This is a genomic window from Segetibacter sp. 3557_3 (genome assembly GCF_004354985.1).
Lineage (GTDB): Bacteria > Bacteroidota > Bacteroidia > Chitinophagales > Chitinophagaceae > Segetibacter.
Genome location: NZ_SMSK01000003.1, coordinates 394378 through 412938, shown reverse-complemented (window position 1 = coordinate 412938; position 18561 = coordinate 394378). Strand labels below are relative to the sequence as shown.

10 protein-coding genes are annotated in these 18561 nt (G+C 47.1%); all 10 read right to left on the bottom strand.

The window, feature by feature from the left end; translation table 11 throughout:
- Positions 1 to 6: 6 nt before the first annotated feature.
- The gene (locus EXU57_RS07860; protein ID WP_133267632.1) at positions 7 to 2175 is read right to left on the bottom strand and encodes an alpha-L-rhamnosidase C-terminal domain-containing protein; all 2169 of its coding nucleotides are present in this window, start codon (positions 2173 to 2175) and stop codon (positions 7 to 9) included.
- 317 nt (positions 2176 to 2492) lie between these two features.
- Positions 2493 to 4085 carry a sodium:solute symporter family transporter gene (locus EXU57_RS07855; RefSeq protein WP_133267631.1) on the bottom strand — a complete coding sequence of 531 codons (1593 nt, stop codon included), beginning with the start codon at positions 4083 to 4085 and terminating at the stop codon, positions 2493 to 2495.
- A 105-nt stretch (positions 4086 to 4190) separates the two neighbouring features.
- Positions 4191 to 5270, bottom strand: coding sequence for a Gfo/Idh/MocA family protein (locus EXU57_RS07850; protein WP_133267630.1), 1080 nt, complete (start codon positions 5268 to 5270; stop codon positions 4191 to 4193).
- 158 nt (positions 5271 to 5428) lie between these two features.
- Positions 5429 to 7954: an L-rhamnose mutarotase gene (locus EXU57_RS07845; protein ID WP_243745542.1), complete on the bottom strand. Its 2526-nt coding sequence runs from the start codon at positions 7952 to 7954 to the stop codon at positions 5429 to 5431.
- 18 nt (positions 7955 to 7972) lie between these two features.
- Positions 7973 to 8875: a sugar phosphate isomerase/epimerase family protein gene (locus tag EXU57_RS07840; RefSeq protein WP_133267629.1), complete on the bottom strand. Its 903-nt coding sequence runs from the start codon at positions 8873 to 8875 to the stop codon at positions 7973 to 7975.
- A 155-nt stretch (positions 8876 to 9030) separates the two neighbouring features.
- Positions 9031 to 10455, bottom strand: a complete 1425-nt coding sequence (locus tag EXU57_RS07835; RefSeq protein WP_133267628.1) for a DUF4974 domain-containing protein — start codon at positions 10453 to 10455, stop codon at positions 9031 to 9033.
- A 613-nt stretch (positions 10456 to 11068) separates the two neighbouring features.
- Complete coding sequence (locus EXU57_RS07830; RefSeq protein WP_133267627.1) at positions 11069 to 12817, bottom strand: RagB/SusD family nutrient uptake outer membrane protein; 1749 nt, start codon at positions 12815 to 12817, stop codon at positions 11069 to 11071.
- Positions 12818 to 12857: 40 nt separating this feature from the next.
- A complete protein-coding gene (locus tag EXU57_RS07825) occupies positions 12858 to 15917 on the bottom strand; it encodes a SusC/RagA family TonB-linked outer membrane protein (protein WP_165958071.1) in 3060 nt (1019 codons plus the stop codon).
- Positions 15918 to 15995: 78 nt separating this feature from the next.
- Positions 15996 to 16379, bottom strand: a complete 384-nt coding sequence (locus tag EXU57_RS07820; protein WP_133267625.1) for a hypothetical protein — start codon at positions 16377 to 16379, stop codon at positions 15996 to 15998.
- 494 nt (positions 16380 to 16873) lie between these two features.
- The gene (locus tag EXU57_RS07815; RefSeq protein WP_133267624.1) at positions 16874 to 18448 is read right to left on the bottom strand and encodes a sodium:solute symporter; all 1575 of its coding nucleotides are present in this window, start codon (positions 18446 to 18448) and stop codon (positions 16874 to 16876) included.
- Between the last annotated feature and the right edge of the window lie 113 nt (positions 18449 to 18561).

Genomic DNA, 18561 nt, shown 5'->3' with positions numbered 1-18561 from the left:
ATCAGGCTATTGAGCAGCGTAAGTGATTGCATATTGTACCCCTTTGTCGAGCTGTAACTCGTAACGGTTATTGCCAATTGATTTGATGGCAGCACTACCGGTTGGCGTTGACTTACTGGTAAACCTAAGCGTGCCGGTACCGGCATTGGATTTTACCTTTAATTGGCTGGTACTTGCATAAACCGAGATTTTCCCGGTTGGTGTCGGCACATCACCTTCCATCCATTGTAGTCCGCCGAGTTGCGGTTCAACCAGGTAAGTAGCGTAACCAGGGGTAAGTGGCTGTACACCGAGGTAATACTTGCCCAGCAGGTATATCGGGCTTGCACCCCAGGCATGGCAAAGACTTTTTCCGTAATTACGCCCATACATGGCCAGGTGTTCACGCCCCGACTTTGATGGATTGTATTCTTCCCAAAACGATGTTGCGCCAAGCTTAAGCATGCCGCCCCAATAATCTTTCATCTCTTTTAAAACATACGACTGTTCACCCATCGCACAAAGCGCTTCAAGTTCGTAGAAGCGCATATACGGTGTGGTGATCTTTGGCACATTATTGTTCAACAATACGTTTGTTTTTACACCCTGCTTTTGCGACTCGGTAAGGTAGTTGAAGAAAATGGCGAACATGTTTGCATAGCGGGTTACCAGGCTATCTGTTGGAACACCATCAACCCTGCTGTGTACCAACGCCTGCTTTTTCTCGTTCCAATAGGTGGCGAATATTTTCGACTTCAGTTCTGCAGCGAGTTTTTCGTACCGGAGAGCACCTTCCGCATCGGAAGCGATCTTCGCACTAATCGCCATCGCCTCAAGACTGCGCGCCAGCAATAATTGTTCAAAACTCACCTCGCCTTTTTTGCTCAGTCCTTCTGCCCAGTCGATGAATACCCAATCGCCAGCAAGGCCTTCCATCATCCCGTTTTTATTGCGGCGGGATAAACAGTATTCCATTAAGCTCTGCATGCGTGGGTAAAACTGTTTGATAAACCGGGTTTCACCGCTATACAGGTAGTAGTCGTATATACCCAGGAACCAGTAAAAAGTATAGTCCATGATGGTGTTGATATGACTTGTTACGGGGTCCTTACCGCGCAATGCGAGGATTGTTCTTTCAACAGTTGGATTATCGAAATACAGGTAATAGTTCATCAGGTAACTCTGGTTGGCGTCGCCGCTCCAGATCCACCGGTCGCGCTTGATGCCGTCAATAAAAAACTCCCGGGTGTTCAGGTGCAGGGTGTATTTGGCAACATCGTAAATACGATTCATCTCCTCATCAGAACACCTGAAGCCGCCACGTTCCTTTACATCGGCGTATTCGTATAACATCGATACCGAATCGATGGTCATGCCCGGATCGGATTGAATATTTACATAACGAAAAGCCTTTGAAAGCTCCATCACCGTGTCGCGCTTTTTCACTTCATTTACCACCAGGTTATCCAGCGTTTCACAACTGTCGGTCGACAGGGCTTCTTCGGGAGACTCCCCATAGTAGATCCCCACCTTACCTTTTCCTTTTAAGCCATGCAGCCTGATAAAACCAAAGCTTTCCCTGCCAAAGTCGGCGAGCATGGATTGTGGTTTTTTGGTAACCTTTACGGCACGTTGTACCACGGTAGGCAACTGTATCTTCGAAGGCAGGTCTTTTGGTGAGTTAAAGTTCCAGCTGCCCGCTTTCAGCCAGGTGGTACCGGATTGATCAGACACCTTACCCGATTGGTCGATCCACTCTTTGTCTTCAAACGTGAGCAACCACGAAGAGTCGGAGACCACGGTTTTTCCTTTGATGTAAATGGCCGGAACACTCGATTGGTTAAATACCTTGAGGCTGAGTTTATGCACCCCCGCCGGCATAGTGATTTTCTTCGGAAAACCGGTAACGGCTGCACCATCGATTTTAAGATTGTAGGTTCCTTCAACATGTACTTCCACTTCTTCCGCTACGGGAACCGTAAACACTTTATGAAAGTCGATCAACACATAGTGGTTATCGAGTTTCCAAAATGGTGGCAAAAATGATCCCCGTTCGGTACGACGGTTTTGCATCTTATTCCCGAGCCAAACCTCGTAGTCGCCGGGATACCAGATCCAGGTGGCGGTTTGGGCGTTCACGGCGAAGTCAAAAGTCAAAAATAAAAAGTAAAAAAAGAGCAGGCGTTTCGATAGCATGGTGGAGAGTTATGTTGAATGTTATATGTTGAATGTTGTATGGAGAGTTATGAGCTTGCGGTCTATGTTGAATGTTATATGTTGAATGTTGTATGGAGAGTTATGAGTGTAGATTTATGAGTTATGAGTCTTTGGTTTATGTTGGATGTTATATGTTGAATGTTGTATGAAGAAAGTTATGAGTGTAGAGCCTTTGGTTTATGTTGAATGAACACAGTCATGAGTTAAAAATTATGAATTAAGAATGTATTCGCGACCAGCCCAAGCTGTTTTGCTCTTTTTACATTTTGCATTTTTAATTTTGCATTTTGAATTTATTAGTGTCCATTGAAGATTACGTATAGCACCACCATTACTGCTGCGAGCAGGGCCCATAATGTCCATACGCGTTTGGTAGGTTTAACCAGCTCACCACCATGTATGGCATTGGTCTGGTCATGTACAACGGGTGATGGATCGAGTAACGAAATGACCATGGCAACGATAAAAAGAAATGCAAAAATGTAAAACGACAACATCAGGTAGTGTGGCCATATGGGGTATTGATCAGGCGTAAACACCCATAGGTACAATACACCAACACCAAGGCTAAATGCAGAGCCCGCCGACAATACCGTGTTTACCGCTTTCCGGGTGGTTCTGTTCCAAAATACAGTTAGCAAAAACACAACCGACAACGGAGGTGCAATAAAACCCAGCACCGATTGAAATACGTCGAACAGGTTGAGCCCCTTAATGGCATCAATTGCAAGCGCCATCATTATGGCAAAGAGGCAACCTGCAACTACTGTCATCCTGCCCACCCGGACAATGTCGCTGTCCGTAGCATTGGTATTGATCTTTTTCGCGTAAACATCCATGGTAAACACGGTGCTTAATGAGTTGAGTGAAGAGCCAATGGTACCCACCAGCACGGCGATCAATACCACGATAACAAGCCCATTCATACCTGGTGGAAACAAATTCGTCACCATGGTCATATACGCTTCCGCCGGATCTTTTAGCCCCGGATACAGGATATAACAGATGATGCCGGTTCCGATGAATAGCGGTAAAGAAAGGATTTTCAACCAGCCAATAAAGTTTACACCCAGTTGTCCCTGCTCAAGGTTTTTTGCACCCAATACCGACTGCACCATTGCCTGGTCGGTACAGAAAAACGCAATGGCAGCCACAGGATAGCCCAGCAGGATGGCCGGCCAGGGATATTTGGGATCGTTTGCCGGGTGAATGAGGTTCCAGTAATCACCAGGCACATTATGATAGATTGCGGATAAGCCCCCGGCTTTGTTAATGCCGAGTATGGTAAGGGTTAATGAAACCGCAATCAGCAAAAGCATCTGGAAAACATTGACCTTGGCGATGGCTTTAAGCCCGCCGGCAAAGGCAAAAATTCCAGCGAAGGAAACAAGCACCATAACGGATTGCCACATGGGAATACCAAGGATCTGCCGAACGAGAAAACCGCCTGCGAAAAGACCCAGCGAAAGCCAGCTGATGAGTATTTTGATGAGTGCATACCAGGCGAGAATCGTTTGTGTGCTGGAGCCATAGCGATTGCCCATAAACTCAGGCATGGTGGACACCTTTGCGGCAATATACCGTGGCGCAAAAACAACGGCCAGCAAAAACAGGAACACAAATGCATACCAGTCGAAGTTCAGCGCAACAACACCTGTACTATAGCCAATACTTGCAAAGGCCAGCAACATCGACGGGCCCACGTTGGTACCCCACATGTTAAAGCCGATACTTGCCCATCCCAGTGACTTATTCGCCAGGAACAGTGACTCACCATCTTTTCTTTTATTCGTAAAACTCGCCCGGTAGCCTATGACCATCAAAATCACCAGGTACGCTACGATAATGCTATAGTCCAAAATGGTTAAGCGATCCAGAATGTTGTTCATAAGAACGAATGCAAAATGAAAAATGTAAAATGTAAAAGAAAGCCGTTGGTGGTTATAGATCGAGATTCATCATATTGTTGATGAGCCGGTTTTGCATTTTTAATTTTACATTTTTAATTGGTTTGTCAGCCCGTTTTCCGCCAGCACATCCTTCACTTTCACGGGGCGGCCGGTTTGCAGGCTGCGGTCCATGGCCTGGAGCAGTGCGATGGTTCCGATGCCTTCCCTAATGTCGGGGTAAGCGGTGGTGTTGTTGGCTATACTGTCGGCAAAGTATTCCAGGTAGTTCTGGTATTCGCCGGCGTGGTGGCTTTTGCCTTCGAAACGAAAATAGTGTTTTAGTTTATGCTCCCAGGTGATCAGTTGTTCTTCGCCGGTTTTGGTAGTTACGGCATATCGTAGGTCCATATAGTCGGCCTGGCTGCAACCTTCGGTGCATCGTAGTATACAGCTCATCTCGCTGTCGCGAACAACAGGTTGTACGGGACCGGTATACGCACCGCTTACCCGCGCTACCCTGCCATCGGTTGCTTTAAAAATAAAATGCATGGTGTCCTGGTTTTTGAGACCACCTCTTGCGCCATTTGCGCTGAGCATACCATAACCCATTACTTCTTCAATATCGGGAAGGTACCAGCGAATAAAGTCGGTTGGATGGCTCAAACCACCATACAGCCATTTGAAAGATTGTTGCAGCGACCATCCTTTGTCGAGGAACCAACGATGGTCTGCGTGGTAGTAGCCTTCGATGGTAATCAGTTCGCCGATCAGGCCCGCTTCAAAGTCGGCACGTTGTCTTTTCATCGGTTCAAAAAAACGTGAGCTTTGCCCGATAAAAACCTTCTTGCCCGATTGCTGTTGCAGGTCAAGCAATTCCCTTGCATCCGCGAGGTTATCGATAAAGGGTTTTGTACAAACAACATGTTTGTCGTGTTCGAGCGCCATCTTTACATGACTCGCATGCAGGTGATCGGGTGTGTATATTGCTATCGCATCAATATTGGGGTCGTTGAGCAGGTCCTGGTATTTGGTAGTATAATGGTGAAAGTCAAATTCCTTCTCACGCTGTTTACACAATTCCTCTTTTGCATCACAAATTTTTACCAGTTCCAGTTTGTCGCTTTGCAGCGCCGCCGACATGGTGCTGCGGCCTTCGCCTAGTCCGAGAATTCCAATTCTTAGCATGAGAGGAGTTGAATGTTGTATGTTGAATGTTGTATGTTGGATGTTATATGCCGTAGGTTAGATGTTGTATGTTAAGTCTTGTATGTTGGGTGTTGTTTGTTTTGCATATCAAAACAGCCATCCTCTTTAGGCAGGCCGGGTGCTCCCATTTTGAATTTTTAATTTTGAATTTTTAATTTTTTTACCTCCACCCACACCTCTCCCGGCTTAGTTCCTTCAATGCCCTCCTGGTATTTTTTCATGAGGGTGTTCCATTGATCTACTCGGGGGTTGTTTTCAGTGGTTTTCGGATTGAGTTTGTCGAGGCTTTCGCCTTTTGGTATACTGATGACCAACATGAGTTGGCGCCCACTTTTATAAATCAGCAGTTGCTGAAAGCTGGCATTGCAAAAGCCCTGCGACAACTCGGGCCACTTTTCAAATTGGGTGTTGTGGTAGTAGAGGTATTCCCGTTGCAGCTTTGGATCGCTGACAAGATTAGCCGTGAGAATGGTATGCGCCCACTCCCGCGCAGTGGCCGTATCGGAACACCTTGACCGGTTAAATTCGTACACCACATCAAAGTAGACCTTCACTTTGGCCTGCGGGAATGCCGAACGGAGCTTTCCCTGTATCACCGACTCATCCTGAACATTTTCAAATATTACGTACCTGTTGTTCCAATGGTATACCGCTTCCGGGTTGATGTTGTTTTGCACCAGTACAGCCCTCAGCCGCTGAGTATCCAGCTGTGTACCCGGAGCTACAACCAGCTCGATCATTGCCGGTAATTCATGGTTGATTTTCCAGGCTGTATTTAGGGGTCGTTTTTCTTTTAGAAGGCTTTGGTAAGCAGGCTGCAAACCTGCAGTACGCTTTACGGAGTCATGCGTTGCAGGCCCATTGTTCAGCCAGGTATTACCAGGTCCATTCGCATTTTGCAGGTACTTTTTCGAAGGGGTCCAGTTGTTGGTAACAGAAGCGTAAGCAGTACCCTCGTCGGTGTAGATATAAAACCAGTGATTTGGAAGATGCGCATAGGGTGCCTTGTAAATACTGTCGATATAATTTTCGCTGATGAGTGAATTTGGTTGTGCACTTAAACTGTAGATACCTGCAACATCATACATCTGTTTACCAAAATGATGGATGCGATTGCCCACGATATGGTTGTTGCGCATTGCATTCAAGGTGCGGGTCCAGCCCCAACCAAGCATGATGCCGGTATAGGCAATATCGCTGATATCGTTGTGGGCAATATGGGTGTTTCTTACGAAGCCGGCTCCTATTCCCACGCAACCCCAATCTTCATTGGTAACATCATTGATGAGGTTATTGGTGATCCGCAAATCGCCTGATATTTCGCGTTCGTCTTTAGGCTCGTAGGGAAGATGTACTTCAACCGCCGGATCAGAAAACACACCGGCAAGAATAGCCGTTCCGCCGATGTCTTTGAAAAGATTGCCGTTGATTGTTGCATTATGCACAGCCTTATGATAGTCCAGCCCGGTGGACGCCAGGTGTTCAAAACGACAGCCTTGAAACCCGGTGTAATCAGCATAGGAAACTTCAACCGCAGCAGCCGGCCGTCCCACCCATGCCTGGTTTTCAAGGGACTTCTTATCTGGTGTACCCGGAACTTTTAATTTGTATGCGTCAATCATGTACATGCCCGCCTGGTGTGGAACGTGTCCCTGTTTGGAGGGGCGTAACCAGCCGGTATGTTCAAAGGATATCCCCTTGAAGAAAATATTCGAAACCGGGTTATCAGGGGTGCCCTCAATCTTAACCAGGGTCTCCAAAGCAGGTGCAATTACTTTTGCGTTGGCCATGTTTTCGCCTTCGAGTGGCCAGTAATAAACCTTTGCCCGCTGAAGGTCGAGGAACCATTCACCTGGCTCATCCAGAAACTGTATCGCATTGGTAAGGTTGAAAGCAGAGTTACCCGTTTCCGAAGAAATCCATGGTGCCGGCCAGGGATGTTCAGATTGCACCCGGCTCTCGGGTTGATGAAATGCGATGACGGAGGTGTCGCCCTTATTTACGACTGACTTGATCCGAAGTGTTGCAATTGCCCACCACTGGTGAATAAACATCTCTATCCCCTTCACGGCAGAAAGATCGGCGCCTTTAAACCGTGGAACTTTGGTGGTTTGTGCGCTATGATCCCAGGAATAGATCCTGTTCATGCTGTCGCCATTCCGCAATTTGGCGCGTACGGCTTTTCGGTCGTTGATCCAGAGCTGCCGGAATTCCATCACCCCTGCGCCAATATAGGGCACATCTGTTTCCCATATCTTGTTACGTGCAACCTGTGGTAATCCTCCGGGTGCTGAACCGGTCCTTTTCCAGCCGCTCAATTGAACACCTCCACTGAAAACCGTTTTGTTTCCTGGTTGTGCTTCTATTGTTGTTGGACTTTCTGCTGTTCCGGAATCCTCGGGACGAATAAATAGTGATTCATCAAAAGCATAGGTTCCGGCCGCAACAATTATATGAATGCCGCCACTAATGGCAGGATCCCTGAGCCTGCGCATCTCCCGGGCTTTCCGAAGGGCCATATTTAAAGTTAGCAACGGCCTTTCCTTTGTGCCCAGGTTGGTGTCGTTACCATTTGTAGCCACATAGATATCCGCTGCACCAGCCGTTGAGATAGCAATAATTAGAAAGACTAAAAACGCAAAGGGGGTTTTTGTTGGCATCATAATGAAGGTAAAAAGGCGCTAAGGTTTATCACTCCCCTGGAATATAGATTTCACGTATGCAGTATTCGCACTAAAGTTTTTCTTCACGTTGGTGGGCTCATTTTGATCTCTTGAGCGCTCAATCACCAGCCAGCCACTCCATTTCATTTTATCCAGGGTCTCCTTCACCTTCCGCATGTCGAGACGGGTGTTGTTCTGTAACCATACGCCGTCATCGTCGGTACAATGGATCTGTACGATATTTCTCCTGCCCAATATCTTTAATTCGCTGCTGACGTCGCGACCATTCTTAAGGGCATTCGAGAAATTGAAATAGCTTTTGATGGCGGGCGAATTAACCTCGCGCAGCAGCTTTAGTTCTGATTTGGCGTCTAATGCAGTTTCAACCCCGATGACTACCCCTGCACGTTCGGCAAGCATACCTGCAATCTTAAGCCGGCTCACCACTGAGTCCCGAAGCTCAGGTCTCTTTACGAGATCGCATTGTACACCCAGCGGCAGGAAGGCCACTTTGACATTCATCAGTTGCATCGTTTGAATGCAGTCCTGCACGGAGCGTATGAATTCAGGTCGCTGGCAAAAAGATTGAGCATAATACCCTGACATCGACAGTGAAGGTATCTCAAGGTCGAGTGACTTAGCCTTACTGATGAACTGCTGCCGGATGGTATCGTTTAACAGCTGGTTATCGAAAGTTGGCCGGTTTCCCAATCCACCCATGTCTACCTCAACCCCGTCGGCACCGATTTCTTTGGTCAGCTGAAATGCCCCAAGTTTTTGGCGTTTTAAAATCATGAGGTCGACAACTGCGACCTTATAACGTTGCTTCGAACCGGAAGCCGTTTGTGCGATAATAAGTTCGCTGCAACCGATGATCAGTAAAACGGTAGTTAGAAAAGCAGCTGTTTGTCTGGAATTCATATTTGCAATTTGATGGCATAAGCCCGGTGTGCCGGCCGGAGATCAGACCAACTGGGAATGAATAGTGATATCTGGTGCGCACTCCCGTTACTATCCGGATCAGTAAGGTATACGATCATACACGAAACATCGGTTTTTGCAGGCAGATAGGAGTTTTAATGCTGTATGGCAGCTACCCTTTTTGTAGCAGTATCAAATACCCTTGTAAGCTCTTCAAAGCTTTTGATCGCGTTTGCGGGAAGGCGCTCCCCTTTTTCGCCAAAAACATACATGGCAGGAAATTGCTCAATGGATATCTTCGACTCGTCGACCAAGCCGTTTTTTACTACTGCGGCGAGATTTAACCTAAAATGTTCCGCCATAAACTCATACAAGGCTTTCCTCTTTGATACTCCATAATCGTGACCTTCCTGCGGGAGGTGAACATTCTTAACTACCGCACCGCTACCGTAAAAACCATAGGTGCGCTGTAAGAAAGGAAATTCATTTTGCGGTACATGCTGGGTCCAGTCTTTTCCATCTGAGATCACGAGTTGCGGTCTTGGAGCCGCCATTGCTGCAATCTCTACATTATTGGTTCCGTTTCCGCAAAGGTGAACCCCCATCCCACTTTCACATGGGCATCCACCGCTATGATACGATGAGGTCATCACAACCGGAACGCTAAGGGTAATACGATCGTCAATTGCGGTAACCAACATGGTTTGGCTGCCGCCACCTGAGCCCCCGGAAATGGCAACCCTTTGCGGGTCGGCTTCTTTTAGGCTGAGCATATAATCGAGAATTCGCATGCCATTCAGCGCCTGTATAGTTTGTGCGAGCGCACGTCGATGGTCCTCCGGTTTAAACTGAAGCAGCGATTCGCCCCAGGCAAAAAGGTCGTAACTGAAGGCCATTGCACCCATACGTGCAAGCCCCGCACAACGGTATTGGGCATCCGCACGATAGCGACCATCACCAAAATGCCCATCGGGATTGAGCACAACAGGCACCTTACCCTTAATGGTTGCCGGCTTATACAGTGAGCCGCAGATATATAACCCTGGCAGTGTTTCTATGGCAATGTTCTGAACGGTATAGCCGTCCATTTTGCGAACAGGCGTAACGATCGGTTTAGTGGCCGGAGCAGCCGGTAATGGTGATAAACGCAAGGCATTGCTCAAACAACGCCTTAGTTCGGATTTGCGTTTTTCCCAGGCAGTCTTATCGGCATACAATGTTGCGAGGTAATCAAGCTGTTCCTTACCCTGCTCAGGCGTTTTAAGGTGGTATTGAAAATGCTGCAACTTATATTTACGTTCTCCATCGGGTGCGAAAGTGATGTCCTGCGATCCCAGCACATTCGACATCGTACTTTCAACGTCGTTGCGAAAGCGCCATCCGGCATACGTTACAACCTTGTCTTTCACCAGGTCTTCACTGTACCGGATCTTTACGTCGTACCTTTTTTCAATGTCGGCAAGCACTTCTTTTAAGGGCTTCTTAAACGCATCATCTGAGGTTTGCGCGCGTACCGGCAGACCAGTAGCCAGGAGAGAGGTAAAGGCCAGAACACCAAAAAATCGTTTATTAAAATTCATGATCCGAAGCCAATTAAAAATGTAAAAAGTAAAAAACGTCGACGATAAGACTGTCATTCCCGACCTCCAACATGCTCAGTGTTATTCAACAGTGCAATGGTTCAACGTAAACTCCATTTATATCGCAGATGAAGTATTCATCGTGTTGGCAGTGTTGCAAGTAATTGTCTTTGGCTGTCGTTTAAGTACTAACCCCTAACCTATTTGGTACTTGCTTCTGTTAATTGCCAGTCTCAATTGCTTACTATTAAGACATTGCTTTTTAATTCCTTAAGAAGCAATAGCATGTTTTCATTGGTACATGCTCAGCTCATCATGGTTAATGCTGTACAAGTGAGTGACACAACCGGAGTTGAAAAGCGGCTAGAAGCGGGCGACCAAAAAAAAACAATGTACGCTGGCTTAGCGTTTTTTTGGTAGCGAACGGAATATCTTCTTTCGACATCGTTGTGTCACTCCCTTGTACAATCGGTAATTCTAGTGAGCGCATTTGAAAGGTAGATATCAACTAAATGTCCTTCCCAATACCCAATACCCAATTACCCAACCCCCAATCACGTCTCATATCTCATCTCTCATAACTCATCACCCTAACTAACGCTCAACACAAAAACTAGTATCCCGGATTTTGACCAAACTCAGCCTTATTTAGTAATGCGTCCAGCTCCTGCTGCGGGATAGGCCTTAACCGATGGGTAGGCAGAACCGCAGTAATGTCGGGATTGAGGGTCTTTATGCGTTGTACCCACTGGTCAGGGGTTAAAGAACGCTTGAGATCGAACCACCTGATTTGCTCGCCTGCAAACTCTCTCGCCCTTTCATCGAGGATAAACTGGATATTGATGTCGGCGGCCCTTACCTGCATTGCAGCAGTCTGGTTTACCGGCGCTTTCTTGGCTGCTCTTGTGCGGATAACATTGATGAAGTTAGCAGCCGCCTGGCTATTGCCAAGCCGGAATTCTGCTTCTGCAGCTATCAGATACATTTCTGCAAACCGGATCATGAAGATGTCGTTGAAACCGGGTTGGGAATTGGGTGCGGTTCTGTTTGGATAAGCGAACTTGATCAGCGCAGGCCATGCATTCACACCTGCTATCGTTCCGTTTGCATTGTACATGGTATCGCGATCGAAAACGAGGTATGGCAAGGCAGACTCACCCGAAATGCCGCGCTTGGTAATATAAAGTGCAGTGTCTAAGCCGGGACGCAGAATACGACCTGCGATGTTTGCGTTCTTGCGATGTGTTGCCACATCAGCCGCGCTCCAGATATAGTTGGCAGCCGAATTCGTCAGCCAAACCTCCTGGAAAGAACCCTCATACCTGGCGTCTATGTCTTCGTTGTACATGTCCAACAATGCGCGTGTAGGTTGAAGCCTCCTTTGGTCCGCGCCATATTGCAGACTCTGCACCAATGCACCTATGCGGCTTGCATATTGTGGCAGGTACCACATGTGCATCCGGTTAGCATTATTATCATAGTTGCTGGCAGTATTGCTGGCGGAGTTACTGATGGTGTATAGGGACTCTCCACCGGCCGCACCGACCTTTTTGTTATTGGCGGGCAACCAGAGGTCTGCATAGTTTGGCCAGAGTGCTATTTTAAATTCGGCTGCCCTGTTGATTACTTCCTGTGCTGCATCGCGTGCGCGGGTGAAGTAGGTAGTGGCCTCTGCACCGGTAGAATAATAGGCCCTGGTTAGCAGCACCCTCGCCAACAGACCTGCAGCAGATTTTTTTGACGCACGACTATACTCCAGTCCCCAGTCGTCCTGCAGGGGAAGGTTTTGTTTTGCAAACTCAAGGTCTTCGATTATGACCTTGTAAAAATCTTCGGGTGTACTTCTCGTTGCGGTCATTACTGCACCCTGTGTTTCAGTCGTTCTCAGGCTGGCTCCACCATAAAACTCTACGATGTGCCATAGGTACCATCCCCGCAGGAAACGCAATTCGCCCAAGCGCCTGTTCTTTTCTTCAGCGGAAGGATAAGCGATTGCCTGAATTCTTCCTATGCCCGCATTTGCAAGATTTAGTGCTTTGTAAAATGTAGTAAAAGTATTGGTGTTTGTGCCACTGGAACTTGCAGTTAAGCCCTCGTACCTGGTTATCTGGTTAGCATAACTCGCCTTATTCTGGTTAAACCATAAGTCGGTACCGCCTTCGGTTAACAGTACCGCATCTTCTTTCCCATAAAAGTTTCGCTGATCATTGTAAGCGCCGTTAATTAGGGTTATCATGCCCTCAGGGGTACTCCAGACCGCTTCGGCAGTTGCACCGGATGGGTTGATTTCATCGAGCTTTCTGCATGATGATATGAGTACGGTTGAAGCAATTAAACTTAGTGGGATTATATATTTTTTCATACAGCCTGAATATTAATAATTGAAATAAAACTTCGTAAACCTAAAAACCGAGGTTTAAGCCAAATACAAATTGGCGGCTCAATGGAGAGGATTCTGCGCCACCTCTTTCAGGATCGTAATCTTTAACCAGGTGGCTCTTTGCCCTGGTAAAAACGTTGTTGCCCGTAACATAAAGCCGGATGTTTTCAGCTGCAATCTTGCCTGATATTCTTTTCGGGAAAGTATAACCAAGCGTAATGTTTTTTACTTTGAAATAAGAGCCCTCTACAAACCAGAGTGCCTGGTATGCAGGAATGTCGATAAACCGTTGTCCCTGCCGCGGCCTTGGAAAGTCATTGGTCGGGTTCTCCGGTGTCCAGTAATCCAGGTTTGCCGGACCACTTCCTTCACCGGAAGGGTTATACCGTCCTAAAAATTCAGCATTGATCATTTGTCCATACCTCCAGAAAAGGAAGATACCAAGGTCGAAATTTTTGTAAGTAAAGTTATTCTGGAAGCCAAGTACGAAGTCAGGTACAGTAGAACCAAGATAAGTCCGGTCCTGGTCATTAATTATTGAGTCGCCGTTTACATCTTCGATCATCATTTGTCCGGGCGTGAACCGGTTAGCACCCCACCTGTATCTTGAAGCAAGGTCGGCTTTGTCGGTTTGCCAGATACCCATTTTATTATAAGAGTAAAACGAATTCACCGGGCGACCCAATAACAACGATTGTGTTTCAGGAACGGGGCCGATAATGATCTTTGATGTGTCGGGAAGTTTAGTGATCTCCTCCTTATTTTTTGTGAACGTAATTGTTGAGTTCCACTTGAAATCAGTTCTCACGATGTTCCTGGTATTGAGCGAAAGCTCTACTCCTTTATTTTGAGTTTCACCGATGTTCTGGAGAATTGAACCCTGGGGTCCCAGTCCTGCAGAACGTGGAAGCGGCCTGGTGAAAAGAATACCATTTGTAACGGTGTTATACCATTCGAATGACCCGCTGACACGATTGCTGAATATGCCAAAATCAGCCCCGACGTTTGTGGTTGTAGAAACTTCCCATCCCAGTTCCTTACTACCGGTTAAAGGACGGAATTGATACAGGTTACCACCCACATCACCAAAGCCAATATTTATGCCTGGCGTAATCACACTCTGTGTTCCGTAGACCCGGATGTTGTAGTTACCAGCTTTACCCCAGCTACCCCTAAGCTTCAGGTTTGTCAGCCAATCGGCTTTGCCAATAAATGATTCTTCTGCAAGGTTCCAGCCAACCGCAACAGATGGAAAATAATCCCACTTGTTGCCCGGCGCGAGTCTTGATGCACCATCAGCACGTTGGGTGAGGGTAAGTAAGTATTTGCTCTTGTAACTATAATTAAGCCGACCTGCTACTGCCAGGTTGTTCCATCCCGAATACTCTGAACCTTGCGACCTGTTTTGCTGAGCCGCATTAAGGTTGAAATACCCCTGTGAAGAAAGCAACTGACCTTCACCGGTTGCAAATGAATTATCAGACTCACTTTGAATATAACTTACTATACCGGTTAGCGTAAAGGAGTGGTCAGATACTTGCCTGGTGTAAGTAAGAATATTATCCCAGTTGAAGTACCTGTTGAATTCGTTACGTACTTCGGCGTAGTTGATCCGGCGATCCCGCTGGGTTAAAGAAGTAGCAGAATTAAAAATACCACGCCTGCCGTAGTTAAGTGTTGTTCCCAGGTTGGAGCGTAAAGACAATCCTTTGAGTGGGGTGAGTTCTACGTAAGCATTGGCCATAACGTTTGTTCTAAGCTCATTATCCAGTGCAACCAGGTCGCCCCTTTCATCGGTTAATGGACTTAGTACTTGTGGAACCAGTGGGTATACATTGATATTACCCGCAGAATCGTAAGGGGCACCTAATGGGGCAATGGACAAAGCTGTTGAAAGCGGATCCCTTCTGCGGTTCAAATCAGTATAGGTTACCTGGCTGAGTATACCTGCCTTTGCCCATTTAAATATATTCTGGTCGAGGTTAAAGCGCATGGTAAAACGCTGAAAATCGTTTCGTTTTAGCATACCTTCTTCGTTAAAATAACCCAGTGATAAAAAGGCTTTGGTACGCTCTGAACCACTTCTTATTGAAACAGTATGGCTTTGCTGGGTACCATTGCGGTTGATGAGATCAAACCAGTCGACCCATTGTCCGCGCTGAACTGCATTCCACTCCTCGGCTATAGGGAACAGCTTTGGATCGTCGGCAGGACCGTTCCATATTGGCGCACCTGATGCCGGGTTGCGATACGCTTCTCTTCTAAGCTGGATATAGTCGTCGCCAATTCGTGGCTTTGGAAAAGAGGTATAACCATTGGTTCCATAAAATCCATCATAAGAAACCCGCATTCTGCCGGTAGTACCTTTTTTTGTAGTTACGATAATTACACCATTCGCACCCTGAGCACCGTAGATAGCGGTAGAGGAGGCATCTTTTAAAATGTCGATTGACTCAATATCGTTTGGGTTGATATCGGAGAGGCTACCTCCCTGGAAACCATCGATAACGACCAACGGAGCATTCGGGTTGTTGTCGGTATTATTAGGATCGGGTATAGACCGGGTTCCGCGAACCAGGATATTTGATCCCGCACCGGCACTGCCCGACGACCTGGTAATATCGACACCTGAAACCCTGCCCTGCATTGCTTCGACAGCATTGTGTGTGGGTGTCAGCACAATCTCCTCATTTTTGATCGTGGATACCGCCCCGGTCAGATCGCGTCGTTTTACCGCACCATAACCGATGACCACCACTTCTTCGAGCCTGTTTGCCCCTGCAACCATAAGCACATCGATGGTGTTAAGCGTGCCAATCTTTACTTCCTGTGGTGCATAACCAACATAAGAAAAGGTGATCACGGCATCATTCGATGGCACCTGTATGGAAAAACTTCCATCCGGGGTTGAGGTCACTGAACTGCTCCCGCCTTTCAGGGATACCGTAACACCCGCCAGTGGCTGATGAGTAGTTTGATCCGAAATTTTTCCGATTACCCTTCGTGATTGGCCGTACGAGAAAACTGAAACTAACATGAGCAGTACAAAAAGCGGATACTTTTTGGATAGTGTAGATTTCATAAGTGTAAAGGTATTAAGCATCGTATATCGTGATTGTTCAGGGCCGGGTTAAAGAAGACGAAAATTGTTGAACATGGATTAAAGCCTGTGCTGAAAAAACCAGTCCGTTTTAGGCGGTTGGGGTATTATCTGATCTGGCTGAGCCTGCGTAACTGGTTTAGCGTTGAGGAACTCCGGGCAAGCAGAAATGTACAGGGGCCTATTTGATCTTACGCTCCGGAGCTGTTTTTCTGAAGCATATAATCTGGCCTTATCCATGGTATCGCCGGCAACCACCCGGGCACGTTTGGTCGATGAGCAATTGCGTGCCGTGGCAGCTGGCCGAGCCTGCGAAAGTGCAGATTCTACGGACGATTTTTGTAAATCGTGTATGGTGAGGTTTCGCTGTTGGTCAACAGCCGGAGGAATAGCGGGAACAAGGAAGAAACCCAATGGATAGTTGAGTAAACTTTTCGGTTTCATATGGCGATGTTTTGTAAGCGTTCGCATAGCAACTGCACCGTGCATTACATGCAGGCACATATGGCGATACTATCTTGGGTGCTGCAACCACAATCGTTTTGTACCAGGAAATGTTACAGCATTACCAGCAGTAAAACTAAGAGAACGTGCATCCGTAAAGAATGCATTAAATGACTAAAATAATGGACTATTTTACTGTAGGAGGGTATTGGGTGTTGAGGTATTGGGTATTGAGGTATTCGGTATTGAGGTATTGGGGTATTGGGTGTTGAGGGGTTGAGGTATTGAGGTATTGGGTATTGAGGTGTTGTGTAAGCGGAGAAAGTTGAAGGGTTGGTTGGTAACGAGTTGAAGGGGAAATGGCACGCTGCCCTCACAATTTTAGCGCACAAGCATTACCTGGATCGCGAACGAATTTTTCATTTTGCATTTTACATTTTGCATTCTGGTCTTTACATTTTGCATTTTGCATTCTTGTCTTCGAGTTTATCATTCTACAACCCAGCACGGGCATTTGCTTTTTCAAGCCTATGCGATTCCAGCCAGCCGCTGTACAAGAGATTTTTGTCGATTACAGGTTTTGGAAAAAACAGGCTTGCAACATAACCAACACCAATAACGATCAGGTGGCTGTAAACCCCGAGCATTAATTTATGGTGCGTGAAATTATACTCGCCCATATTTAGCAGTAAGGTTTTGTTGTCGTCAAGTCCAATCCTGGTTGAGGTAAGAAATGCATAGGCGGTAAACAGGATGCAAACGATGATCCCAATGGTCACCCCCTGGCGATTAGCCCGTGCACTAAATAGCCCAAGCAGGAAGATGCCGACAATACCCCCGGAAAAGATCGCGTAAAGGGTGAACACTATTCCCAATACCCCTTCGTCGCCGGTGTTCAGGTAGAGGCCGCCGATGCCTATTGCCAGCAAGCCCGAGAATACGACGATCCATCGGCTGGCACGCAGGTATTCTTTGTCTGAACGGTTAGGGCGCATTTTCTTGTAATAATCCTCAACCCCAACGGCAGCAAGTGAATTGAGATCGGCACTCAGGCTACAGATGGCAGCCGAAATCATGGCCGACAAAATGAAGCCGATTACACCGGTGGGCAACTTGGTCATAATAAAGTAGGGGAAAACGGCATCTGCCCGCATGCCTTCGGGTATAGGCTGTCTCAAATAGTAGACAAACAAAGCTGTTCCGATCAGCATAAACATGGTCCAGATCGGCACCGTCAACAGGATACCAAGCATTGAAGCCCGGATAGCTGCCTTATCGCTTCTCGCCGTTAGATAGCGCTGTACCACGGTTTGGTCGGTACCATATTTTTGTATGGCATAAAAAGCTCCGTTTATCGCCATTACAACAAAGGTGAGCCGGGTAAAGTCCCAGTCGTATGGGCCGAAGCCGGTACGCCCGTTTTCCGATGCAACCCGCCAGACTTCCGCCGGACCGCCATCTATCGAAAACAAGAGTACACAGAAGCAGATGATCCCGCTGGCAAAAAGCATGAAACCCTGGAACACATCCAACCATATGACCGCTTCAATCCCTCCCAACAGGTTTACAATAATAATGACCGCTCCCACAACCGATATGATGACAAAAGTATTTCCACCGGTCATATCCGTTAGGGCGAGGGCGAGTAGGAAAAACACCGTTCCCATACCGGAGAACTGGCGCAATACAAAAGCAAGTGAACTATAGTATCGGGCAAAACTGCCAAAGCGCCGTTCAAAATATTCATACGTGCTTAACCGGATAACCTTCCGGTATAAGGGCACGATGAACCAGATTGTTCCCATAAGCACGATCGGCACCATCAATCCCTGCACGAGTAGTATCCAGTTGGAAGAATAGCCGGTACCGGGGTAACCGAGAAAAGTCACACTGCTAATCAAGGTTGCAAGGAGAGAAATACCCAATGCCCATGATGGCACCCGGTTTTTCGCCAGGAAGTATGTTTCGGTTGTTTTCTGTTGCCGGGCAAACCTGAAACCAAAGGCCAGGGTCACCAGCAAGAGCACTATGATAATGGCGTAGTCGAGAACATGAAGTGTAGGCGTCATATGGCGGAAGAGAAAATGGACGTATGTTGAATGTTAAGTTGTAAATGGAAGCGCAATTTGTCCTATGGAACAGGGCTAAGTCTGCCGGACTACGTTTACCGGGTACAAACGAG